General features: G+C 70.3%; 18 protein-coding genes. 5 read left to right on the forward strand and 13 right to left on the reverse strand.

All coding sequences use genetic code 11. The annotated features are described in order from the left end of the window. Positions 1–6: 6 nt before the first annotated feature. Positions 7–1,029 carry a LacI family DNA-binding transcriptional regulator gene (locus KYY02_RS09875; protein WP_371237327.1) on the forward strand — a complete coding sequence of 341 codons (1,023 nt, stop codon included), beginning with the start codon at positions 7–9 and terminating at the stop codon, positions 1,027–1,029. A 469-nt stretch (positions 1,030–1,498) separates the two neighbouring features. Here KYY02_RS09875 and prcA read toward each other — a convergent pair whose 3' ends face one another. The 6 genes from prcA to arc form a co-directional block, all read right to left on the reverse strand. Next, entirely contained in the window at positions 1,499–2,251 is a 753-nt protein-coding gene (gene prcA / locus KYY02_RS09880; RefSeq protein ID WP_371237329.1) for a proteasome subunit alpha, read from the reverse strand. Between the two features lie 64 nt (positions 2,252–2,315). Further along, positions 2,316–3,161, reverse strand: a complete 846-nt coding sequence (gene prcB, locus KYY02_RS09885; protein WP_371237330.1) for a proteasome subunit beta — start codon at positions 3,159–3,161, stop codon at positions 2,316–2,318. 51 nt (positions 3,162–3,212) lie between these two features. After that, positions 3,213–3,584 carry an endonuclease domain-containing protein gene (locus KYY02_RS09890; protein WP_371237332.1) on the reverse strand — a complete coding sequence of 124 codons (372 nt, stop codon included), beginning with the start codon at positions 3,582–3,584 and terminating at the stop codon, positions 3,213–3,215. Between the two features lie 159 nt (positions 3,585–3,743). After that, positions 3,744–3,962, reverse strand: a complete 219-nt coding sequence (locus tag KYY02_RS09895; RefSeq protein WP_217130297.1) for a ubiquitin-like protein Pup — start codon at positions 3,960–3,962, stop codon at positions 3,744–3,746. A gap of 177 nt (positions 3,963–4,139) precedes the next feature. Continuing rightward, entirely contained in the window at positions 4,140–5,651 is a 1,512-nt protein-coding gene (gene dop / locus KYY02_RS09900; protein WP_371237333.1) for a depupylase/deamidase Dop, read from the reverse strand. Positions 5,652–5,882: 231 nt separating this feature from the next. Then, positions 5,883–7,649, reverse strand: coding sequence for a proteasome ATPase (gene arc, locus KYY02_RS09905; protein WP_371237335.1), 1,767 nt, complete (start codon positions 7,647–7,649; stop codon positions 5,883–5,885). A gap of 246 nt (positions 7,650–7,895) precedes the next feature. Between arc and KYY02_RS09910 the strand changes: the two genes are divergently transcribed. Continuing rightward, complete coding sequence (locus KYY02_RS09910; protein WP_371237336.1) at positions 7,896–8,201, forward strand: ferredoxin; 306 nt, start codon at positions 7,896–7,898, stop codon at positions 8,199–8,201. A 79-nt stretch (positions 8,202–8,280) separates the two neighbouring features. On the opposite strand, the gene KYY02_RS09915 is transcribed toward KYY02_RS09910, so the two are convergent. The 3 genes from KYY02_RS09915 to KYY02_RS09925 all read right to left on the reverse strand — a co-directional run bounded on the left by KYY02_RS09915 (position 8,281) and on the right by KYY02_RS09925 (position 11,427). Beyond that, entirely contained in the window at positions 8,281–8,859 is a 579-nt protein-coding gene (locus KYY02_RS09915; RefSeq protein ID WP_371237338.1) for a hypothetical protein, read from the reverse strand. Between the two features lie 171 nt (positions 8,860–9,030). Further along, positions 9,031–9,933: a tRNA (adenine-N1)-methyltransferase gene (locus KYY02_RS09920; RefSeq protein ID WP_073933638.1), complete on the reverse strand. Its 903-nt coding sequence runs from the start codon at positions 9,931–9,933 to the stop codon at positions 9,031–9,033. 60 nt (positions 9,934–9,993) lie between these two features. Beyond that, positions 9,994–11,427, reverse strand: a complete 1,434-nt coding sequence (locus KYY02_RS09925; protein WP_371237339.1) for a site-2 protease family protein — start codon at positions 11,425–11,427, stop codon at positions 9,994–9,996. A gap of 310 nt (positions 11,428–11,737) precedes the next feature. On the opposite strand from KYY02_RS09925, the gene KYY02_RS09930 reads away from it, so the two are divergent. Together KYY02_RS09930 and KYY02_RS09935 are read left to right on the forward strand one after the other, a co-directional pair. After that, the gene (locus tag KYY02_RS09930) at positions 11,738–12,664 is read left to right on the forward strand and encodes a RecB family exonuclease (RefSeq protein ID WP_371237340.1); all 927 of its coding nucleotides are present in this window, start codon (positions 11,738–11,740) and stop codon (positions 12,662–12,664) included. A 14-nt stretch (positions 12,665–12,678) separates the two neighbouring features. Then, complete coding sequence (locus KYY02_RS09935) at positions 12,679–13,350, forward strand: response regulator (protein WP_371237342.1); 672 nt, start codon at positions 12,679–12,681, stop codon at positions 13,348–13,350. A 58-nt stretch (positions 13,351–13,408) separates the two neighbouring features. On the opposite strand, the gene KYY02_RS09940 is transcribed toward KYY02_RS09935, so the two are convergent. The 4 genes from KYY02_RS09940 to metH form a co-directional block, all read right to left on the reverse strand. Further along, a complete protein-coding gene (locus KYY02_RS09940; protein ID WP_371237344.1) occupies positions 13,409–14,992 on the reverse strand; it encodes an ABC transporter substrate-binding protein in 1,584 nt (527 codons plus the stop codon). Positions 14,993–15,054: 62 nt separating this feature from the next. Next, positions 15,055–16,662, reverse strand: coding sequence for an ABC transporter substrate-binding protein (locus KYY02_RS09945; RefSeq protein WP_371237345.1), 1,608 nt, complete (start codon positions 16,660–16,662; stop codon positions 15,055–15,057). 446 nt (positions 16,663–17,108) lie between these two features. Continuing rightward, on the reverse strand, positions 17,109–17,810 hold the full coding sequence (locus tag KYY02_RS09950; RefSeq protein ID WP_371237347.1) for an HAD family hydrolase: 702 nt from the start codon (positions 17,808–17,810) through the stop codon (positions 17,109–17,111). Positions 17,811–17,927: 117 nt separating this feature from the next. Continuing rightward, positions 17,928–21,452, reverse strand: coding sequence for a methionine synthase (gene metH / locus KYY02_RS09955; protein WP_371237349.1), 3,525 nt, complete (start codon positions 21,450–21,452; stop codon positions 17,928–17,930). A 300-nt stretch (positions 21,453–21,752) separates the two neighbouring features. On the opposite strand from metH, the gene KYY02_RS09960 reads away from it, so the two are divergent. Further along, complete coding sequence (locus tag KYY02_RS09960) at positions 21,753–22,517, forward strand: IclR family transcriptional regulator (protein ID WP_371237350.1); 765 nt, start codon at positions 21,753–21,755, stop codon at positions 22,515–22,517. The last annotated feature ends 139 nt before the right edge of the window (positions 22,518–22,656 follow it).

The following is a 22,656-nucleotide window of genomic DNA, read 5'->3' on the forward strand; positions in this document are numbered from 1 at the left end:
CCGACGATGCCCCGAGCCGGCACCCGCCCCACCAGCCGGGACGTCGCCCGGGCCGCAGGCGTCTCGCAGGCCGCGGTCTCCCTGGTCCTCGGCGACAAGTGGCGTGGCCGGGTGTCCGAGACCACGGCGGAGCGCGTCCGCGAGGCCGCGCGCACCCTGGGCTACCGCCCCAACCTGGCCGCCCGCAACCTCCGCCTGGGCCGCACCCGTACGGTCCTCCTGGTCGTCCCCGCCCTCACCACGGAGTTCTTCGCCGGCGTCTACACCGGGGCCGCCCGGGTGGCCTCCCGGCACGGCTTCGGCGTGGTCCTCTACCCCTCCCCCGAGGGCACCGGCCCCGCCCGCGACCCTTTCGCGTCCGCGCAGGCCGCCCTGGACGGCGTCATCGCCTCCTCCATGGCGGCGGAGGCCCTCACCGCGATCCGCGGCGACCAGCTGCCGCTGGTGATGCTGGACAGCGACCCCGAGGGCAGTGTGGGCACGGCCACGGTCAACCTCGACATCGCCCACGGTGTCCGCCAGGTCACGGACCACCTGCTCGGCCTGGGACACCGGCACTTCCTCCACCTGGCGGCGGATGTGGCGTCCTGGACCTTCGAGGTACGCGCGCGGGAGCTGGCGGCACGGCTGCGGGAGGTCCCGGGCACGTCGCTGCGCACCGTGCGGGCACCCATCTCGATCAGGGGCGCGGAGGCCTCGGCGAAGGCCTCGCTCTCCGAGGCGCCGGCCCCCCGTCCGACTGCCGTGATCTGCGACGACGACCAGCTGGCGGCCGGCGCCTACAAGGCGGCGCGGCGGCTGGGGGTGCGGATCCCGGAGGAACTGTCCGTCACCGGGATGGACGACCTGGCGCTGGCGACGGCGATCGACCCGGAGCTGACGACCGTCCGGCTGGACGCGGAGCTGTTCGGGGAGCGGGGGATGCAGGCCCTGCTGGCGGTCCTGGAGGGACGCTCGCCCTCGGCGGGCGACATCCCGGTCGAGCTGGTGGTACGGGGCTCCACGGCCCCGGCGCGCTCCCCGCACTGACGGCTTGCGGCCGGCCGGGGAATTCGTGCAGCCCGGCCCTTGGTGGGCACCTCCTGCCGGGGCGGACCGGGGGCGGCTTCACCACCCGGCGCCCCACGAGGAGCCCCGCCCTGGTACGGGCCGGGGGCGCAGCCCGGTGCCTTCGGGGTGTCTCCCCCGCTCCCGGCTCCACTCGAGCGGGAGACCCTCCTCGCCCTGCGGCACGACTGCCCGCGGGGACGCGGTAGCGGCGGCCGCGTACGGCGCGGAGGGGGCGGGGCGGGGGTGGCCGCCCGCAGCGGCCGGCGCGTCCGCACCCCGCACCCCCTCCGGCAGACGTGGTCCGCGCCGGCCCGAGGCCGGACACCCCCGACACGGCCCCGCCCCACCCACCGACCGCAGGCGCCGCCCGATCCCCGCCGGAACCGGCCGCAGGCGCCACCCGATCCCCCACTGGAGCGGAAGCCGCGCCGCAGGCGACCCAGCCGCGCTACTCGGCGTCTCCGCCGGAGTCCGCCTCCGCCTCGGAGGCCGTCTCCGCGCCACCGGCTTCCAGCAGACGGGACAGCTGACGCCCCCCGATCCGCTTGAACTTCCGCTTCTGCGGGCGCGTACGGTCCAGCACCGCCACCTCCAGCCGCTCCGCGGGAATCTCCCGTTCACTGCCGTTGGTGTCGCGGGACAGCGACTGCACCGCCAGCTTCAGCGCCTCCGCCAGCGTCATCCCGTCCCGGTGCCGCTGGTCCAGGTACCCGCTGATCTGCTCCGCGTTGCCCCCCACCGCCACCGAGCCGTGCTCGTCCACGATGGACCCGTCGTGCGGCAGCCGGTAGATCTGGTCGCCCTCCGCGGTCTCCCCGACCTCGGCCACCACCAGCTCCACCTCGTACGGCTTCTCCCCCACACTCGAGAAGATCGTCCCCAGCGTCTGCGCGTACACGTTCGCCAGGCCCCGGGCCGTCACGTCGCCCCGGTCGTAGGTGTAACCCCGCAGATCGGCGTACCGCACGCCCCCGATCCGCAGATTCTCGTACTCGTTGTACTTGCCGGCCGCGGCGAACCCGATCCGGTCGTAGATCTCGCTGAACTTGTGCAGCGCACGGGACGGGTTCTCACCGACGAACACGATCCCGTCGGCGTACTGCAGCACAACAAGGCTGCGGCCACGGGCGATGCCCTTGCGGGCGTACTCCGCCCGGTCCGCCATCGCCTGCTGGGGTGAGACATAGAACGGCGTCGACACCGGTTATCCGTCCCTTTCTGTCGAAGTCACTGGACCACCAAACAACCGAACGAACCGCCCGTACTCACAGCAGCGGGGCCCGCGGCCCGTCCGGCTGCTCCAGCCGCCGCTCCAGCACCGACCGGGCGATGTCGGACGCCTCGTCCTCGGTGAGCCGGCGGAAGCCGTCGTCGGTGATCACGGTGACGATCGGATAGATCCGGCGGGCGACATCGGGACCACCGGTCGCCGAGTCGTCGTCTGCCGCGTCGTACAGCGCCTGCACCACCAGCGTGGTGGCCTCGGCCTCGCTCAGGTCGTCCCGGAACAGCTTCTTCATCGCACCGCGCGCGAAGATCGAACCGGAACCGGTCGCGGCGTACCCGTGCTCCTCCGAACGCCCGCCCGTGACGTCGTAGGAGAAGATCCGCCCCTTCTCCCGGTCCACGTCGTACCCGGCGAACAGCGGGACCACGGCCAGCCCCTGCATGGCCATGCCCAGATTCGAACGGATCATCGTCGACAGCCGGTTCGCCTTGCCCTCCAGCGACAGCTGCGCGCCCTCGACCTTCTCGAAGTGCTCCAGCTCCAGCTGGAACAGCTTCACCATCTCCACGGCCAGCCCCGCCGTACCGGCGATACCCACCGCCGAGTACTCATCGGCCGGGAACACCTTCTCGATGTCCCGCTGCGCGATGACGTTCCCCATGGTGGCCCGCCGGTCACCGGCGAGAACCACGCCGCCCGGGAACGTGACGGCCACGATCGTCGTCCCGTGCGGGGCCTCGATCACGCCCTTCACGGGCGGCAACGACCTCCTGCCCGGCAGCAGCTCCGGCTGGTGCTCGGAGAGGAAGTCCATGAAGGAGGAAGAGCCTGGCGTCAGGAAGGCAGCTGGTAGACGCCCGGTGCTACGAGTGTTGGCTTCCACGCGATTCCTTCCACGTATGCGGCAGCCCGCCTTATGGCATCGGGCCGGTCCTTAGAACTGCCCCAGCGCCGCGTTGCGGCTGAAGCACAGTACGCCACGGACCCTACCCGTCCCGTGGCGGTGATCCACATGCTCGGCCGGAGCGGCAGGACATACGCAGCAGATGCCCCGCCGCTCCGCGGCCGGCGCGTCCAGGTCCGCCGGTGTCAGCCCGTACTCGCACGTGAAGCAGCCGACCCGATTCCGTTCCGCCCGGCGGTGGCTCGCCCAGACGTCCGACGAGGACTTGTCGCGCTCCCACTCGGAGCGCGCCTTCACCCCTCCGCACCGCGGGCAGCACTTGCGCCCCGGTGGGACCGACGCCTTCTCCCGGACCTTCCTCCCTCGGCCCCCTGACGCTGCCGGCAGTACTCGGCGGAGCACTTCCGGCAGTACGCCTGGAGACCATCGGGCACCGCCTCGTCACTCGCGGACGCCGCACGCGGCAGGAACTGTCGGCAGCGCGAACGGCGCCTTGCGTCCGGCTCCTGGTTCACTTCGGACTTCCTCCGACTCCACCTTCGGACAGAAGGTGGAAGTGGCCTACTGGCCACCCTTCTGGACGAAGGACCTCACGAAATCCTCGGCGTTGGCTTCGAGTACGTCGTCGATCTCGTCCAGGACGTCGTCCACGTCCTCGCTCAGCTTTTCCTGACGCTCCTTGAGGTCCTCCGAAGCCTGCGCCTCCGCCGCCTGCTCCTCGACCTCCTCCGTGGACCGGGTGGCCTTCTGCTGTCCGCCGCCGGTGTCCTTGGTCGCCATCACCCTCACCCCGCTCGGTTCGCCCGACACACTTGCTCGATCAAGATCAGACCCTACTCGCCGGGTCCGACAATGCCCCGTGGTTGCTCCAACCTACGGGGATCACTCCGATGATTCCCGGACCCGGCGTTTTCCACCCTGTCCGGCCGGCCCTTCCCGGGCGCCCGCGGTACCCGCTCAGTCTCCCGACAACACCCTGACCAGGTCTTCTGCCGTACGGCAGCGGTCCAGGAGCTCCTTGACGTGATTACGCGTTCCGCGAAGCGGTTCCAGGGTTGGGACCCGCTGCAACGAGTCCCGGCCCGGCAGGTCGAAGATCACCGAGTCCCAGGAGGCAGCCGCGACGTCGTCCGCGTACTGCTCCAGACAGCGCCCGCGGAAGTACGCACGGGTGTCCTCCGGAGGCTTCGTACGGGCCCGCTCGACCTCTCCCTCGTCCAGCAGCCGCTTCATCCTTCCCCGGGCCACCAGACGGTTGTAGAGGCCCTTCTCGGGGCGCACGTCGGCGTACTGCAGGTCCACCAGGTGCAGCCGGGCGGCGTCCCAGTCCAGGCCGTCCCTGCGCCGGTAGCCCTCCATGAGTTCCCGCTTGGCGACCCAGTCCAGCTCGCCGGCCAGGCTCATCGGGTCGTTCTCCAGCCGGGTGAGCGTGTCCTCCCAACGTGCGAGGACGTCCTTGGTCTGGTCGTCGGCGTCCGCCCCGAACCGCTCCTCGACGTACTTGCGGGACAGCTCGAAGTACTCCATCTGGAGCTGTACGGCGGTCAGGGTGCGCCCGCTGCGCAGCGTGACGAGTCGTTTCAGGGTCGGGTCGTGCGAGACCTGGTGCAGGGTGCGTACCGGCTGGTCGACCGCCAGGTCCACCGCGATGAACCCGTCCTCGATCATGGACAGGACCAGCGCCGTCGTACCCAGTTTCAGGTACGTCGAGATTTCGGACAGGTTCGCGTCGCCGATGATCACGTGCAGTCGGCGGTACTTCTCCGCGTCGGCGTGCGGCTCGTCCCGGGTGTTGATGATCGGGCGCTTCAGAGTCGTCTCCAGGCCCACCTCGACCTCGAAGTAGTCCGCCCGCTGGCTGAGCTGGAAGCCGTGCTCGTGGCCGTCCTGGCCGATGCCGACGCGGCCGGCGCCGGTGAAGACCTGGCGGGAGACGAAGAACGGGGTGAGGTGGCGCACGATGTCCGAGAAGGGGGTCTCCCGCTTCATCAGGTAGTTCTCGTGCGTGCCGTAGGAGGCGCCCTTGTTGTCGGTGTTGTTCTTGTACAGGTGGATCGGCTGGGCGCCGGGGAGCTGGCCGGCGCGTTCCGCCGCCTCGGCCATGATCCGCTCGCCGGCCTTGTCCCAGAGGACGGCGTCGCGCGGGTTGGTGACCTCGGGGGCGCTGTACTCCGGATGGGCGTGGTCCACGTAGAGCCGCGCGCCGTTGGTGAGGATGACGTTGGCCAGGCCGATGTCCTCGTCGGTGAGCTGGCTGGCGTCGGCGGCCTCGCGGGCGAGGTCGAAGCCTCGCGCGTCCCGCAGCGGGTTCTCCTCCTCGAAGTCCCAGCGGGCCCGGCGGGCCCGGTGCATCGCCGCCGCGTAGGCGTTCACGATCTGGGACGAGGTGAGCATGGCATTGGCGTTGGGGTGGCCGGGGACGGAGATGCCGTACTCCGTCTCGATGCCCATTACTCGCCGTACGGTCATGCGGCCCTCCTTGCCCGGCGGCGTCCCCGGTCGGGGGCGCTGCTGTACCGCCGGCGCTCCGGTGCGTGTGCGGTGCCCGTCCCCGCACTGCGCGATTCGGCGGTACGGAAGAGCCTAGAACGCCTTTGTGCTGGTGGGGAGATCATTTGCGTCATTGCTGTGCTCCAGCCGTGGCCCGAAAAGCAGTCGGCTGCGGGTACCCGTCGAAGGCACCCGCAGCCGCCCTGGCTTTTACAGGTACTGACCGGTGTTCGCCACCGTGTCGATGGAGCGTCCGGTGTCCGCGCCCTGTTTTCCGGTGATGAGGGTGCGGATGTAAACGATCCGCTCGCCCTTCTTTCCGGAGATGCGGGCCCAGTCGTCCGGGTTGGTGGTGTTGGGCAGGTCCTCGTTCTCCTTGAACTCGTCCACGCAGGCCTGGAGCAGGTGGGAGACGCGGAGGCCCTTCTGGTTCTTCTCGAGGAAGTCCTTGATCGCCATTTTCTTGGCGCGGCCCACGATGTTCTCGATCATGGCACCGGAATTGAAGTCCTTGAAGTAGAGGACTTCCTTGTCGCCGTTGGCGTAGGTGACTTCCAGGAAGCGGTTCTCCTCGGATTCGGCGTACATCTGTTCCACGGCGGTCCGGATCATGCTCTGGACCGTCATGGCCTTGTCGCCGCCGTGCTCGGCGAGGTCGTCGCCGTGCAGCGGGAGGCGTTCGGTGAGGTACTTGCCGAAGATGTCCTGGGCCGCCTCGGCGTCCGGACGCTCGATCTTGATCTTCACGTCCAGCCGGCCGGGCCGCAGGATGGCGGGGTCGATCATGTCCTCGCGGTTGGAGGCGCCGATCACGACCACGTTCTGCAGGCCCTCCACACCGTCGATCTCGGCGAGCAGCTGCGGGACGATGGTGTTCTCCACGTCCGAGCTGACGCCGGAGCCACGGGTGCGGAAGAGGGATTCCATCTCGTCGAAGAAGACGATGACGGGGGTGCCCTCGCTGGCCTTCTCCCGAGCCCGCTGGAAGACCAGGCGGATCTGCCGCTCGGTCTCGCCGACGTACTTGTTCAGCAGCTCGGGGCCCTTGATGTTGAGGAAGAAGCTCTTGCCTGCGGCCTGGCCGGTGACCTCGGCGACCTTCTTGGCCAGCGAGTTGGCGACGGCCTTGGCGATGAGCGTCTTGCCGCATCCGGGGGGCCCGTAGAGCAGCACGCCCTTGGGCGGCCGCAGTTCGTGCTCCTTGAACAGGTCCGGGTAGAGATAGGGCAGCTCGACCGCGTCGCGGATGGCCTCGATCTGGCCGCCGAGGCCGCCGATCTGCTCGTAGCCGATGTCGGGGACTTCCTCGAGGACGAGTTCCTCGACCTCGCTCTTGGGAACGACCTCGTAGACGTATCCGGAGCGGGGCTCCATGAGCAGGGCGTCACCGGGGCGGATGGTGACGTCCAGCAGCGGCTCGGCGAGCCGCACCACCCGTTCCTCGTCGGTGTGCCCGACCACCAGGGCGCGCTCGCCGTCCTCCAGGATCTCCTTGAGGGTGACGATGTCGCCGACGCGCTCGAACTCCATGGCCTCGACCACGTTGAGCGCTTCGTTGAGCATCACCTCCTGGCCGCGCCGGAGCTCGTCGAGCTCGATGCTCGGGCTGACGTTCACCCGCAGCTTGCGGCCGCCGGTGAAGATGTCGGCCGTGCCGTCCTCGTTCGCCGTGAGGAAGACTCCGAAGCCGGCCGGAGGCTGTGCGAGCCGGTCGACCTCCTCCTTGAGGGCCACGATCTGGTCCCGGGCCTCGCGGAGCGTGCCGGCGAGTCGTTCGTTCTGGGCGGACACGCCGGCCAGGTTGGTCTGCAGCTCGACGATCCGCTCTTCGAGAATCCTCGTGTGTCGCGGAGAGTCGGCGAGCTTGCGTCGCAGGACGGCGATCTCCTGCTCGAGATAGGCAATCTGCCCGGCCGGGTCGTCGGACCCGCGTCCCGGGCGGATGCCGCGGTTCATGTCGTCGTCGTGGGCTGCCACGGTCCTCACCTCCTCCAAGGGGAGCTGGACGCTTCCAGACCCTACCTGGGCGGGTGTCGATTGAAACCCCTAGATCACAAAGACGGTCGGGGTGTGTCCGATCTTCACCCTTGCGCTCTCCCTCACGCCAGGGGGAATACCCACCGAGGATGATTGGAATCCAGGCGAAGGTAGGGTCGAAGTGTTCAACACCCGTCAGAGCTGGCCGGATTCCCGTTCGGTTCGACGCAGGAAACGGCAGGAGACATGAGCGTGCAGCAGGAGGCCGGAGTCGGTGGCGAGGCCCTGGAGGTCTGGATCGACCAGGATCTGTGTACCGGCGACGGCATCTGCGCCCAGTACGCGCCCGAGGTGTTCGAGCTGGACATCGACGGTCTGGCCTATGTGAAGAGCCCGCAGGACGCGTTGCTGCAGGACGAGGGGGCGACCGCTCCCGTGCCGCTGCCGCTGCTCACGGACGTGGTCGACTCGGCGAAGGAGTGTCCGGGCGAGTGCATCCACGTCCGTCGGGTTTCGGACGGCGTCGAGGTGTACGGCCCGGACGCCGGGTGACGGGTTCGGCACGGCGCGTCACGTCCGTCCGATGTCCCGCACGCGAGTGCGCGCCCTTCGCCGCACGTCCGCGCGCGGGTCACACGCTCCTGGCGCCGGAGGGGACGGACCGCACGAACGCGCCGTCCTCCCACCGCCACTTCACGCTCTCGCGCACATCGGGGCAGCAACTGGGCACGTCGGCGGAGGAGTAGCCGAGGAGTGCGGCGGTGACCTCGCCGTCACGTACCGCGAAGCCGTCGACGTTGGTGCGGTCCTCGGGGTCGACGAGGGTGGCCACCACCCGCGGTTCGGCGCTGTCGGCAATCCGGGTGAGGACGTACACGCCGTCGGGCGGGGTGCCCATCGGGGCGTCGCAGTGGACCACGGCCACCGTCTCCGGGTGTCCGTCGCCGTCGAGGTCGCCGGATGCCTTCTTCTCCACCACGGCCTTCACCCGGCCGCAGTCGAGGGGGAACTCGACGGCCGCGGGGTCGGGCGGGGCGATGCGCGCCGGGGCGCTCTTCGTGTGCGGTCCGGGCGTCGGGGCCGCGGTGGCGGCGTCGGGGTCCAGGACCGAGGAGAGGGCCACGACACCGGCGAGGGCCGTGGCGGTGGCGACCCAGTGGATGGGCCGGGTGTGCGTGTGGGCGAGCTCCGGAACGGCGGAAGGCTGCACGAGGAGTGTCTCCTGTGAGGGCTGTGCCGGTGGGGGTGGCCAGCATCGTGCCACACGTCACAGGACGAGGGAACGTCGGGGGGCGCGGTTCCGGTACGGGGGACCTGGAAGGGTTCCCCGCTGGGCGCCGTCGGTCGGGCCGCCTGTCCGTTGTGGAGTGGCGGGCCCGCCTCAGCGGGCGGCGCCTCCGTCGGCGTTGGGACCTGCGTAGTCCTCGCCGTAGGCGCCCTTGGCGGGGCGGCGACGACGCATGGGCGGCTCGACGCCGTCGGCGAGGCGGCGGGCGGTGAGCAGGAAGCCGGTGTGGCCGATCATCCGGTGGTCCGGGCGGACGGCCAGGCCCTCGATGTGCCAGTTGCGGATCATCGTCTCCCAGGAGGTCGGCTCGTTGAAGCAGCCGATCTCGCGGATGGACTCGACGGTCCGGGCGAGCTGGGTGGTGGTGGCGACGTAGCAGCACAGGATGCCGCCGGGGACGAGTGCCTTGGAGACGGCCTCCAGGCACTCCCAGGGGGCGAGCATGTCGAGGATGACACGGTCGACGTCGGTGTCGGACAGGTTGTCCTGGAGGTCGCCGACGGTGAGCTGCCAGGCGGGGTGCGGGCCGCCGAAGTAACGCTCGACGTTCTGCCGGGCGATGTCGGCGAAGTCCTCGCGGCGCTCGTAGGAGTGCAGCATGCCCTGGTCGCCGATGGCGCGCAGCAGGAAGCTGCTGAGCGAGCCGGAGCCGACGCCGGCCTCGACGACGCGCGCGCCGGGGAAGATGTCTGCGAAGGCGAGGATCTGCCCCGCGTCCTTCGGGTAGACGACGGCTGCCCCGCGGGGCATGGACAGGACGTAGTCGGGGAGCAGGGGGCGCAGCGCGAGATAGGCGACGTTCCCGGTGGTGCGGACAACGCTGCCCTCGGGAGCGCCGATCAGCTCGTCGTGGGGGAAGGAACCCTTGTGGGTGTGGAAGTTCTTCCCGGCCTCGAGCGTGAACGTGTAGTGGCGGCCCTTGGGGTCGGTCAGCTGAACCTGGTCCCCGACCTTGAAGGGCCCGCGCCTGCGGGCGGCACCGGTCGGTTCGGACATGTGAACAGCCTACCCGTCCCGGGAGTGGGCGCCGACCACCGCCGGTGCGGGCGGGGGAGGTCAGCTGGGCCGCGCCATCGCCTTCACGAAGGCGCGCTCGACGTCGGCCGCGGACAGGACGCCGTAGATCTCGCCGGTGTCCTCGACCACCAGGTACTCGGTGGCCGGGGTGGTGCGCAGCGCGTCCAGGAGGTTCTCCCCGGCGAGCTCGGCGGAGACGTGCATGCCGTCGGTGAGGTCCTGGGCGAGGGTGCCGACCGGTACCCAGGGGCGGCGGTGCTCGGGTACGCCGACGATGGCGGCCTCGCGGACCAGGGAGAGAGGGGCGCCGTCGGGGTCGACGACCACCAGGGCGCGGGCGCCTGCGGCGTTGGCGCGGCGCAGGGCCTCGGAGAGGGGCGTGTCGGTCTCCACGGGCACCGCGCGGCGGGTGAGGTTGCGGGCGCGCAGCTCGGGGAGGTGTTCGCGCAGCCGGGCCATGCGCAGGCTGTTGCCGGCGCCGGTCCAGATGATCGCGGCGAGGATGGCGGCGAGCAGGGCGTCCAGGACGGTGTCCATGCCCACGTTGTCCACGGCCTCGGAGCCGAGGGCGCCGGACTGGGTGAGCAGCGGGAGGCCGATCAGGACGGCGACGGCGAGGGCGCGGCCGACCCAGGCGGCGGCGACGGTGCCGGTCATGGGGTTGCCGCTGATCGCCCAGACGACGGCCCGGAGCATGCGGCCGCCGTCCAGGGGGAGGCCGGGCAGGAGGTTGAAGACGGCCACGATGAGGTTGGAGATCATCAGGCCGGCCAGCAGGACGCCGGGGACGCTGCTGGGGTCGACGGCCAGCAGCGCGAGGTAGAAGAGGCCGGACAGGACGAGGGAGAGCAGCGGGCCGACGAAGGCCAGCACGAATTCGCGGCCGGGGGTCTCGGCCTCCTTCTCGATCTCGGAGACGCCGCCGAAGAACTGGAGCTGGATGCGGCGCACCGGGAGTCCGAAGCGGAGGGCGGCGAGGGTGTGGGCGAGCTCGTGGACGAGTACGGAGGCGTAGAAGGCGACCGCGAAGAACAGGGAGACGAGGTAGCTGGCAGCGCCGAGCTCGGGCAGCACCCGGTCGATCTGCCCGCCGAACACCCAGGTGATGAGGATGGCGACGAGGAACCAGCTGGGCGCCACGTACACGGGCACTCCGAACGGGCGTCCCATCAGCAGCCCGCCCCGCTGCTGCTCCTGCGGCCGCTGCGGTGGCGATGTCCGGCCGGCACCGGAGCGGGCCGGCGGTCGTCCTCCGTCGTGCCCGCCGCCCGGTCCGCCCGCGGACGCGGAGGGCTCGCCGGGCCCGGCGGCCGGCGCCCGGGAGCCGGCGGGGGCGCTGTCGGCGGCGGGCTCGCCCGCGGGGCCGTCGGTGGGACGGCCGGGCTCGGGGGTGGTCGTGGGCCGAGGGCCCGTGTGGTCGGGCGACTCGTCATTGCCGGTTCGCGGCTGTCCGCGCCCGCCGCTTGCGTCCACCGGTGTCCCCTCGTTCGCTGCGTCTCCCACGCCTGCCGGGCGGGAGGGTCTCGTGTCGATGGTATGCGGCCTGCGCCGCGCGTTCCGCCCCGGCACCCTGTCTCCTCCTCCCCCTCCCCCGCCCTCCCCGCCGTCACGCGCAGCGCCCGCGACCGGTCGGGGGTCCGGCCTCGGCCCGGCGCGCGACCGGCCCGTCGAGGGGTGCGGGACACGGACGCGCCGGCCGCTGCGGGCGGCGGTGCCCGCCCCTGCCCCTCCGCTCCGTCGGCGGGTGCCCGCCCTGTCGGTGGCGGGCCGTAAGGTCTGTGTCATGGAGACCAGCACCGAGGGCGAGAAGCGGGCCGGCGACGGCCCGGGCACCGTGGGCGTACGAGCGGACACGGCCGCCATACCGCCGGCTTCGCTGTCCCCTTCGCGTGCGAGTGACTTCATGCAGTGCCCGCTGCTGTACCGGTTCCGGGTCATCGACCGGTTGCCGGAGAAGCCGAGCGAGGCGGCGACCAGGGGCACGCTGGTGCACGCGGTGCTGGAGCGCCTCTTCGACGTCCCGGCCGCCGACCGCACCGCGCCCCGGGCGAAGTCGCTGGTCCCGGGTCAGTGGGAGCTGCTGCGCGAGACCCGGCCGGAGGTCGTGGAGCTGTTCGCCGACGATCCGGAGGGCGAGCGGCTGGCGCGCTGGCTGGCGGAGGCGGAGAGGCTGGTCGAGCGGTGGTTCTCGCTGGAGGATCCGAGTCGGCTGGAGCCCGCCGAGCGGGAGCTGTTCGTCGAGGCGGAGCTGGACTCCGGGCTGAGACTGCGCGGCATCATCGACCGGGTGGACGTCGCGCCGACCGGCGAGGTGCGGATCGTCGACTACAAGACGGGCAAGGCGCCCCGGCCTGAGTACGCCGAGGGCGCGCTGTTCCAGATGAAGTTCTACGCCCTGGTGGTGTGGCGGCTGAAGAAGGTGATCCCGCGCCGGCTCCAGTTGGTGTACCTCGGCAGTGGTGACGTGCTGACCTACGACCCCGTGCTCGCGGATCTGGAGCGGGTGGAACGCAAGCTGCTCGCGCTGTGGGACGCGATCCGGCTGGCGACCGAGACGGGTGTCTGGCGTCCGCGGCCCACGAAGCTGTGCGGCTGGTGCGACCACCAGGCGCACTGCCCGGAGTTCGGCGGCGCTCCCCCGCCGTACCCCCTCCCGGTGAGGGCGCCCGAGTCCGGTGGGGCCCAACAGGGCAGAATGGGGCCGGACTAGCGAAGGAGACTCAGGTGGCCATCCGCGTCCTACTGGTCGACGACCAGCCGCTGCTGCGTACCGGGTTCCGGATGATTCTGGAGGCCGAGCAGGACATCGCGGTCGTCGGCGAGGCCGGAGACGGCCTCCAGGCCCTGGACCAGGTGCGGGCGCTGCAGCCCGATGTGGTGCTGATGGACATCCGCATGCCGCGGATGGACGGGGTGGAGGCGACCCGGCAGATCACCGGGCCCGAGCGGGACGGGCCGGCGAAGGTGCTGGTGCTGACGACGTTCGATCTCGACGAGTACGTGGTGGAGGCCCTGAGGGCGGGGGCCAGCGGCTTCCTGTTGAAGGACGCCCCGGCCAACGAGCTGGTGCAGGCGATCCGTGTGGTGGCCTCCGGGGAGGCGATGCTCGCGCCGAGCATCACGCGCCGGCTGCTGGACAAGTACGCCACGCATCTGCCGTCCGGTGACGAGCCGGTGCCGGACACGCTGCACACGCTGACCGAGCGTGAGGTCGAGGTGCTGAAGCTGGTGGCGCGCGGGCTGTCCAACGCGGAGATCGCCGCCGATCTGTTCGTCAGCGAGACCACCGTCAAGACGCACGTCGGCCATGTCCTGACCAAGCTGGGACTGCGCGACCGGGTGCAGGCGGCGGTGTACGCCTACGAGAGCGGGCTGGTGCGCCCCGGCGCGCAGTAGCGGTACGACGAGGGCGCCCTCCTCGACAGGAGGGCGCCCTCGTCGTACCGGCACGGCGTCAGCTCTTGTTCAGTTCCCAGAACCGGAACACGGTCGAGGCGTCGAGGCAGTACTCCAGGCCGTACACGCCCTCCCGGACGACCGCGTACTGCTTGGCCTGCCAGACCGGGAGGACGGGGATGTCCTCGGCGACGACGTCCTGGATCCGGCCGAAGTCCTCGTCGGTGGCGGAGCGGTCGCCCTCGGCGGCCGTACGCGGGAGGAGCGTCCTGGTGATCGTGCCCGCGTCGTAGTTGTTGTCCAGCACGTTGCCCTCGCCGAAGAAGGGCCCGGTGAAGTTGTCGGCGTCCGGGTAGTCGGGCACCCAGCCCTTGACGTAGACGCCGTACTTGCCGGCCGCGATGTCCTTCTCGTACTGGGCGAAGGGGACCGACTCGACGTCGGCGTCGAAGAGTCCGCTGGCGTTGAGCTGCCCGGCGATCGCCTTCAGTTCCTGGTCGGTGGCCGGGCCGTAGCGGGAGGGGGTGGACCACAGGGTCAGCTTCACCTTGTCGGTGATGCCCTCCTTCTCCAGCGCCGCGGCGGCCTCGGCCTTGGAGGGGCGGGCTCCGTAGGTGTCGAAGAAGGCGGTGTTGTGGCCGCCGATGCCGGCCGGGACGATCGAGTACAGCGGACTGGCCGTGCCCCGGTGGATGTCCCGGACGAGGGCGTCACGGTCGATCAGACGGGCGATGGCCCGGCGCACGCCGAGCTTTCCGGCGACCGGGTCGTCCATGTTGAAGACCAGGTGCTGGACCTCGGCGCTGCTGCCTTCGACGATCTTGATGTCGCCGGTGCCGTCGTCGGCCCGCTCGATGTCGTTGATGGCCTCGGCGTCGAGGCCCCGGTAGGCGACGTCGACCTCGGCACCCTGTACGGCCTTCTTCAGGGCGTTCTGGTCTCCGTGGAAGAACTCCAGGGTCACGCCGGAGTTCCTGGTCTCGGCGGTGCCCTGGTAGTGCTCGTTGACGGAGAAGACGGCGCGGTCGTTGGCGAACGAGTCCAGCTTGTACGGGCCGGAGCCGACCGCCTTGCCGTCCTCGCGCAGTCCGTCGGCGTCGTACTCGCGGTGGTCGACGATGGAGCCGGCGCCGGACGCGATCTTGCTGGGGAAGGTGGCGTCGGGTGTGTTGAGTTCGAAGACGACCGTCTTCTCGTCGGGGGTGCTGACCTCTTCCAGCGTGGGGAACATGACCGCGGGCCCCTCGGGGTCGCTGATCTTCATCATGCGGTCGAAGGAGAACTTCACGTCCTTCGAGGTGAGCGGGGCACCGTTGCTGAACTTCAGTCCGTCCCGCAGCGTGCAGCTGTAGACGGTGGTTCCGGCGTCCGCGAAGCCGCAGCTCTCGGCGGCGTCCGGCCGTGGCTCGGTGGCTCCCTTGGGGAAGCTGAGCAGCGACTGGAAGACGTTGTTGAACAACAGCCAGGAGCCGGGGTCGTAGCCGGAGGCGGGGTCGGTGGACAGAACGTCGTCGGACATCCCCACCACTATGTTGGAGCCGTTGGCCGCGGTGCCACCGCTCTCGGTGCCACAGCCGGTCAACAGGCCGGAGGCCAGCCCCGCCGCGATGGGCAGGACTGGCCACGGGTTACGCAGATTCACGTGTTATGCCTTGTCGTTCTTGCTGCCCGGGCCATGCCGCTGGTCCGGGTTGGTGCGGTTCGTCACCCGGTGACGCCGCGCCCGAGCTCCCACAGCTGGAGAGTCGAGGAGGAGTTGAGCGCGTAGGCGGTGCCGGTGACGCCGTCGCGAACGGCGACGTACTGCTTACCCTGCCACAACGGAATCACCGGGACCTCCTCGGCGACGATGTCCTGGATCCTCGTGAGACTGTCGGAGGCGGACAGCCGGTCGGCCTGGCGGCGCGACTCGGGGATCAGCTCCTCGATGATCTTGGCGTTGGCGTAGGGCGAGCTGAGGAAGTTGTCCTCGCCGAGGAAGGGGGCGGTGAAGGCGTCGGCGTCCGGGTAGTCGGGGAACCAACCCATGCCGTAGACGTCGTACTTCTCGTTCTGAGCGGCGGTCTTGAACTTGTTCCAGGTCTCGCTCTTGATGTCGGTCTCGAACAGACCGCTGTCGTTGAGCTGCTTGCTCAGCTGCTCGAACTCCGTCTTGGCGGCGGGACCGTAGTGGTCGTGCGTGTAGTGCAGCGTCAGCTTCACCGGGGTGCTGACGCCGGCATCCTCCAGCAGCTCGCGGGCCTTGGCCACGCTCGGGTCGCCGTACTTGTTGAAGAAGGCGTTGGAGTGGCCGGTGATGCCCGCGGGGACCAGGGAGAACAACGGCTCGGCCTGGGAGCCGTAGACGTTGCCGACCAGCTCGCTGCGGTTGATGATCTGGGCCATCGCCTGACGGACGGCCTTGTCCTTCACGGTGGCGGCCTCGGTGTTGAACGCCAGGTAACGGATCTCCAGACCGGGCGACTCGACCAGCTCGATCTCGTCGTCGGTGGAGTGGCCGAGCTCCTGGATCTGCTCGGGCGACATGGTGCGGGTCGCCATGTCGATGTCGCCCTTCTCCAGCGCCTCGCCCATGGCGTCGGCACTGTCGTAGGAGACCATCTCGACCTTGTCGTTGTTCACCTTCAGCGCGCCCTTGTAGGCGGGGTTCTTGGTGAAGGTGGCACTGACCAGCGTGTCGCCCTCGACCTTGCCCTCGAAGGTGTACGGACCGGAGCCGTCGACCTCGAAGCCCTCGCGCAGCTCGCCCTTGCGGTAGTCGTCCGAGTTGACGATGCCCGCGACCGGGGTGGACAGCTTGTACGGGAAGGTGGCGTCGGCGCTCTTGAGGTGGAAGATCACCTCGCGGTCGCCCTGCGTCTCGACGGTGTCGATGGTGGACAGCAGCGCGAACACACCACTGTCCCCCTTGAGGGAGATGGCGCGCTCGATGGAGAACTTCACGTCCTCCGCGGTGATCGCGTCACCGTTGGAGAACTTCAGACCGTCACGCAGGGTGCAGCTGTAGCGCTCGTTGCCGGCGTCGGTGAACACGCACGACTCGGCGGCATCGGGCACCGGCTCGCCGTCGCCCCGGGGCTGGACCATCAGGGTCTGCACGGTCTGCCGCAGGATGTTCCAGGTACCGACGTCATAGGCCCAGGCCGGGTCGAGGGGCGCGGGGCCGTCCTCCTTGGATGCGGTGAACCGGTCCGTGGTGCCCACGGCGATCGCGTCGCCGTCTCCGCTCCCGCCCTCGGTGTCGCCGCAGGCGGCGAGCACCGGCGCGAGCAGGCCCATCGCGGCCGCCAGCACCAAAGTCTTGCGGTTCATGCTCGAGTTTCTCCAGGACTGTCGACTCCGTGCATCCGGCATGCGGGGTTGCTGCAGCGGATCACGGGGATGGGGGCGAGGTTCTCGCGACGACATTAGTCCGCACCCGCAGGAGGGCTCGCAGCCGCCGGAGTTGAGGGCACATCACGCAGTGGAACCAGGTGTGGACGCACCGGTAAAGGGACCCGGGGAAGGATTGGTGCACCTTTTCACGAATCGGGACACAAGGGCGCGTCGATGACCCCCGAAATGGTGCGGAAGGCACAGACGGACATCGTTGTCGACCTCCTCTCATGTGGCGAACCTCACATGCGGAAACAGGGTCAGCGGAATCGGAACCCGGCCATCGGCGAGCGGGCCGAATTCCTCCGGGCGGATGCGCCCGGGAGTCCCCGAAGCCGGACTGCGGAAATTCCGGCGGTGACACCGCTGCGCTGGGTGAACGCCTAGCGCATTTCCGTCATCACACCGCGCAGGAATGTCAGGTCCACAACTTCCAGGGAGGGAACGACCGTCCGCCCGGCGGCCGGGGCGATCGGACCCACCGAGGGCACCGCGACGACCCGGCAGCCCGCCGCCTCGGCGGCGGCGACACCGGTGGCGGTGTCCTCGACGACGGCGCACCGCACGGGGTCCACGCCCAGGCCTGCGGCGGCCGCGAGATACGGGTCGGGATGCGGCTTGGTGCGCGGTACCTCGTCACCGGCGATCGACAGCGCGAAGTGCCGGTGGCCCAGCGTGTTCAGCACCTGGTCGATGATGCGCCGGTGGGAGGCGGAGACGAGCGCGGTGGGGATCTCGTACGCGGACAGCTCGGCGAGCAGTCGCGCGGCGCCCGGCATCAGCGGCAGGGCGTGGTCGATACGCTTCTCGAAGCCGTCGTTGAGCAGCACCGTCAGCTCGGGGAGGCCGATGTCGGCACCGGTGGCCTCGATGAGGAACCCCGCGCTGCGGGTCATGGGGCCGCCGACCACGACATGGCGCCAGGACTCGTCGAGGGTGTGGCCGAGGGAGGCGAAGACCTCCTTCTCGACGTCCCACCAGAAGCCCTCGGTATCCACCAGGGTGCCGTCCATGTCGAGGAACACGGCCTGCAGGGCCGAACCCTCGGCTGTCCGGGTTCCGAGCGCGGGGACCGTACTGGTCATCCACGTACCTCCTTCACAGGGACGACCAGGCCGGTCCCCACGGGGGGAACCGGCCTGCGATGGACCGACCAGTGTACGTCGTGCGGGACGCGAACGCCCGGTGCGACCGGTGGAGCCTCAGCGGGCGTTGAAGTACTTGGCCTCCGGGTGGTGGATGACGATGGCGTCCGTGGACTGTTCGGGGTGCAGCTGGAACTCCTCGGAGAGCTGTACGCCGATGCGCTCGGGTTCGAGCAGGGCGGCGATCTTGGCGCGGTCCTCCAGGTCGGGGCAGGCGCCGTAGCCGAGGGAGAAGCGGGCCCCCCGGTACTTCAGGGCGAACATGTCCTCCATCGCGGCCGGGTCCTCGCCCGCGAAGCCGAGCTCGGAGCGCACGCGGGCGTGCCAGTACTCGGCGAGGGCCTCCGCCAGCTGCACGGACAGCCCGTGCAGTTCCAGGTAGTCGCGGTAGGCGTCGGCCTCGAACATCCGGGCGGTCTCTTCGCCGATCCTCGATCCGACGGTGACCACCTGGAGGCCGACCACGTCGGTCTCGCCGGACTCCTCCGGGCGGAAGAAGTCCGCCAGGCACAGCCGGCGGCCGCGGCGCTGGCGCGGGAAGGTGAAGCGGGTGCGCTCGTTGCCCCGCTCGTCCAGGATGATCAGGTCGTCGTCCTTGGAGACGCACGGGAAGTAGCCGTAGACCACGGCCGCCTCCAGCAGGTTCTCCGTCTGGAGGCGGTCGAGCAGTCCGCGCAGCCTGGGTCGGCCCTCGGTCTCGGCCAGCTCCTCGTAGGTCGGCCCGTCGCCGGTGCGGGCCTGCTTCAGGCCCCACTGGCCCTTGAAGAGGGCGCCCTCGTCGAGCCAGCTCGCGTACTCCTTGAGCTGGATGCCCTTGATCACGCGCGTGCCCCAGAAGGGCGGGGCGGGGATGGGGTTGTCGGCGGCGACGTCGGAGCGGACGTGCCCCTCCTCGGGCCGTTCCTCGATCTCCACGGTGGCCGCGCGGACCCGGCGCTGCTTCAGTTCCGGCAGCTGTGCGCCGGGCACTCCGCGCTTGATGCCGATGAGGGCGTCCATCAGGCGCAGGCCCTCGAAGGCGTCGCGTGCGTAGCGGACCTCGCCCTGGTAGATCTCGTGCAGGTCCTGCTCGACGTAGGCGCGGGTGAGGGCGGCGCCGCCGAGGATGACGGGGTAGTCGGCGGCCAGGCCGCGCTGGTTGAGCTCCTCCAGGTTCTCCTTCATGATCACCGTGGACTTCACCAGCAGCCCGGACATGCCGATGACGTCGGCCCTGTGCTCCTCGGCGGCGTCCAGGATCGCGGAGACCGGCTGCTTGATGCCCAGGTTGACGACGTTGTAGCCGTTGTTCGACAGGATGATGTCGACCAGGTTCTTGCCGATGTCGTGCACGTCGCCGCGCACGGTGGCCAGCACGATGGTGCCCTTGCCGACGGCCTCCTCGCCGTCTGCGACTTTCTCCATGTGCGGCTCGAGGTGCGCGACGGCGCTCTTCATCACCTCGGCGGACTGGAGCACGAACGGCAGCTGCATCCGGCCGGAACCGAACAGCTCACCGACCACCTTCATGCCGTCCAGAAGGGTGTCGTTGACGATGTCGAGGGCCCTGCGGGTCTTGAGGGCCTCGTCCAGGTCCGCCTCCAGGCCGCCTCGCTCGCCGTCGATGATGCGGCGCTTGAGGCGCTCCTCCAGGGGCAGCGCGGCCAGTTCCTCGGCCTTGCCCGCCTTGAGGGACTTGGCGGTGGCGCCCTCGAAGAGCTGCATGAGCCTCTGGAGCGGGTCGTAGCCCTCGGCGCGGCGGTCGTAGATCAGGTCCAGGGCCGTTCGGACCTCTTCCTCGCTGAAACGGGCGATGGGCAGGATCTTCGACGCGTGGACGATCGCCGAGTCCAGTCCGGCCTTGACGCACTCGTCGAGGAAGACCGAGTTCAGCAGGATGCGGGCGGCCGGGTTGAGGCCGAAGGAGATGTTCGACAGGCCGAGGGTGGTCTGCACCCGCGGGTGGCGCTCCTTCAGCAGACGGATGCCCTCGATGGTGGCCAGGCCGTCCTTGCGGGACTCCTCCTGGCCGGTGCAGATGGTGAAGGTCAGACAGTCGACGAGGATGTCCTCCTCATGGATGCCCCAGTTGCCGGTCAGGTCGTCGATCAGCCGTTCGGCGATCTCGGCCTTCTTCTCGGCGGTGCGGGCCTGGCCCTCCTCGTCGATGGTCAGCGCGATCAGCGCGGCGCCGTGCTCCTGCGCCAGCCGCGTGACCCTGGCGAACCGCGACTCGGGCCCGTCGCCGTCCTCGTAGTTCACCGAGTTGATCACCGCGCGGCCGCCGAGCCTCTCCAGTCCGGCCCGGATGACGTCGACCTCGGTGGAGTCCAGGACGATGGGCAGGGTGGAGGCGGTGGCGAAGCGTCCGGCCAGTTCCTCCATGTCGGCGACGCCGTCGCGGCCCACGTAGTCCACGCACAGGTCCAGCATGTGCGCGCCCTCGCGGATCTGCTCGCGGGCCATCTCCACGCAGTCGTCCCAGCGGCCCTCGAGCATCGCCTCGCGGAACTTCTTCGATCCGTTGGCGTTCGTCCGCTCGCCGATCGCCAGGTAGGAGGTGTCCTGGCGGAAGGGGACGCTCTGGTAGAGGGAGGCCGCGCCGGGCTCCGGGCGCGGGTCGCGCTCGGCCGGGGCGAGGTCGCGCACACGCTCCACGAGCTGCCGCAGGTGCTCGGGCGTGGTGCCGCAGCAGCCGCCCACCAGGGACAGTCCGTAGTCGCGGACGAAGTTCTCCTGGGCGTCCGCCAGCTCTCCGGGGGAGAGCGGGTAGCGGGCGCCGTCCTTGGTGAGTTCCGGCAGGCCGGCGTTGGGCATGCAGGACAGCCGGACGCGGGAGTGGCGGGCCAGGTGGCGCAGGTGCTCGCTCATCTCGGCCGGGCCGGTGGCGCAGTTCAGGCCGATCATGTCGATGCCCAGCGGTTCCAGCGCGGTGAGCGCGGCTCCGATCTCGGAACCGAGCAGCATGGTGCCGGTGGTCTCGACCGTGACCGACACGATCAGCGGGACCTCGAACCCGGCGGTCTCCATCGCGCGGCGGGCGGCGATCACGGAGGCCTTGGTCTGCAGCAGGTCCTGGGTCGTCTCCACCAGCAGCGCGTCCGCGCCGCCCGCGAGCAGGCCCTCGGCGTTCCGCCGGTAGGCGTCCCGGATGGCGGAGAAGGTGGTGTGGCCGAGGGTGGGCAGCTTGGTGCCGGGGCCCATGGAGCCGAGCACCCAGCGGGTGCGGCCGTCCCGCGCGGCGTACTCGTCGGCGGCTTCGCGGGCGATGCGGGCGCCCGCCTCGGACAGCTCGGCGATGCGCTCCGGGATGTCGTACTCGCCGAGGGCGGTGAGGTTGGCGCCGAAGGTGTTCGTCTCCACGCAGTCGACTCCGGCGTCGAAGTACTCGGAGTGGACCGAACGGACGATGTCCGGGCGCGTCAGGTTCAGGATCTCGTTGCAGCCCTCGAGGTTCTGGAAGTCCTCGAGCGTGGGGTCCTGGGCCTGGAGCATGGTGCCCATGGCTCCGTCGGCGACCACCACCCGGGTGGCGAACGCCTCACGGAGGGCGGACACGCGGGTCCGGCTGTCGGCGGAAGGGGTCTGCGGCAACGAGGCCATGAAAGGGGCTCCCTCTGGGTGCGACGGCTGTCGGCTTTACGGCTGCCGGGGATTCCCCTCACGGAGCGTCCCCGGTTGAGCGCACCTCGCCAGGGTATCCGGGACCGCCCTTTGGTGTTCAGGGCGTCCACGGGACGGACGATGATGGCCGGGAGCCGACGTACGGGGCACGAGTGGCAGAACCGATCGCGACCGACCATTAGCGAGAGGTCGGCATCGACCGGTAGTGTTCGGCATTGCCGAACAGCGGCAGCGGCGCGTCGCGGGTGGACGGCCGAAGGGGACGGAGGCAGTACGGCGATGGCACGGAACATCCAGTCGCTCGAACGGGCGGCGGCGATGCTGCGGCTGCTCGCGGGGGGCGAGCGGCGGCTCGGCCTGTCGGACATCGCCTCGTCACTGGGCCTCGCCAAGGGCACCGCCCACGGCATCCTGCGCACGCTCCAGCAGGAGGGATTCGTCGAACAGGACGACGCCTCCGGGCGCTACCAGCTGGGCGCCGAGCTGCTGCGCCTGGGCACCACCTACCTCGACGTGCACGAACTGCGGGCGCGTGCCCTGGTGTGGGCGGACGACCTGGCCCGCTCCAGCGGCGAGAGCGTCCACCTCGGCGTGCTGCACCAGCAGGGCGTGCTGATCGTGCACCACGTCTTCCGGCCGGACGACAGCCGGCAGGTGCTGGAGATAGGGGCCATGCAGCCGCTGCACTCCACGGCCCTGGGCAAGGTGCTGTCGGCCTACGACCCGGTGGCCCACAGCGAGGCCCTGGAGTCCGAGCGCAAGGCCTTCACCGACCGCACGGTGTGCGACCCGGACGGTTTCGAGCACGTCCTCGACCTCACCCGCGCGCGCGGCTACGCGGCGGACGTGGAGGAGACCTGGGAGGGCGTCGCCGCCGTCGCCGCCCCCATCCACGACCGGCGGCGCATGCCGGTGGGCGCGGTGGGCATCACGGGCGCGGTGGAGCGGCTGCGCCGGGACGGCGAGCTGCGGCCCGAGCTGATCGCGGCGGTACGGGACTGCGCCCGCGCGGTTTCGCGGGACCTGGGCGCCGGGCGGTTCTGAGCGGAACACGGAGAGGACCGGGACGCGGTACGGCGTCCCGGTCCTCGGCGCGCCCCGGGGCATACCGGGCGCGAGCCGACGCAACCGCCGCGAAGATCGACAACTCGGGACGCTTCATAACGATCGCGTTTTCGACAAC

The organism is Streptomyces pimonensis (genome assembly GCF_041380215.1).
GTDB lineage: Bacteria > Actinomycetota > Actinomycetes > Streptomycetales > Streptomycetaceae > Streptomyces > Streptomyces pimonensis.

Bases quoted from the DNA above. Each gene is read 5' to 3' on its own strand.
- KYY02_RS09920 (WP_073933638.1), bottom strand. From the start codon at position 9,933: ATGTCCGAACCGACCGGTGCCGCCCGCAGGCGCGGGCCCTTCAAGGTC.
- KYY02_RS09875 (WP_371237327.1), top strand. From the start codon at position 7: ATGCCCCGAGCCGGCACCCGCCCCACCAGCCGGGACGTCGCCCGGGCC.
- KYY02_RS09910 (WP_371237336.1), top strand. From the start codon at position 7,896: ATGAGCGTGCAGCAGGAGGCCGGAGTCGGTGGCGAGGCCCTGGAGGTC.
- KYY02_RS09930 (WP_371237340.1), top strand. From the start codon at position 11,738: ATGGAGACCAGCACCGAGGGCGAGAAGCGGGCCGGCGACGGCCCGGGC.
- KYY02_RS09945 (WP_371237345.1), bottom strand. From the start codon at position 16,662: ATGAACCGCAAGACTTTGGTGCTGGCGGCCGCGATGGGCCTGCTCGCG.
- KYY02_RS09960 (WP_371237350.1), top strand. From the start codon at position 21,753: ATGGCACGGAACATCCAGTCGCTCGAACGGGCGGCGGCGATGCTGCGG.
- metH (WP_371237349.1), bottom strand. From the start codon at position 21,452: ATGGCCTCGTTGCCGCAGACCCCTTCCGCCGACAGCCGGACCCGCGTG.
- KYY02_RS09950 (WP_371237347.1), bottom strand. From the start codon at position 17,810: ATGACCAGTACGGTCCCCGCGCTCGGAACCCGGACAGCCGAGGGTTCG.
- KYY02_RS09895 (WP_217130297.1), bottom strand. From the start codon at position 3,962: ATGGCGACCAAGGACACCGGCGGCGGACAGCAGAAGGCCACCCGGTCC.
- dop (WP_371237333.1), bottom strand. From the start codon at position 5,651: ATGACCGTACGGCGAGTAATGGGCATCGAGACGGAGTACGGCATCTCC.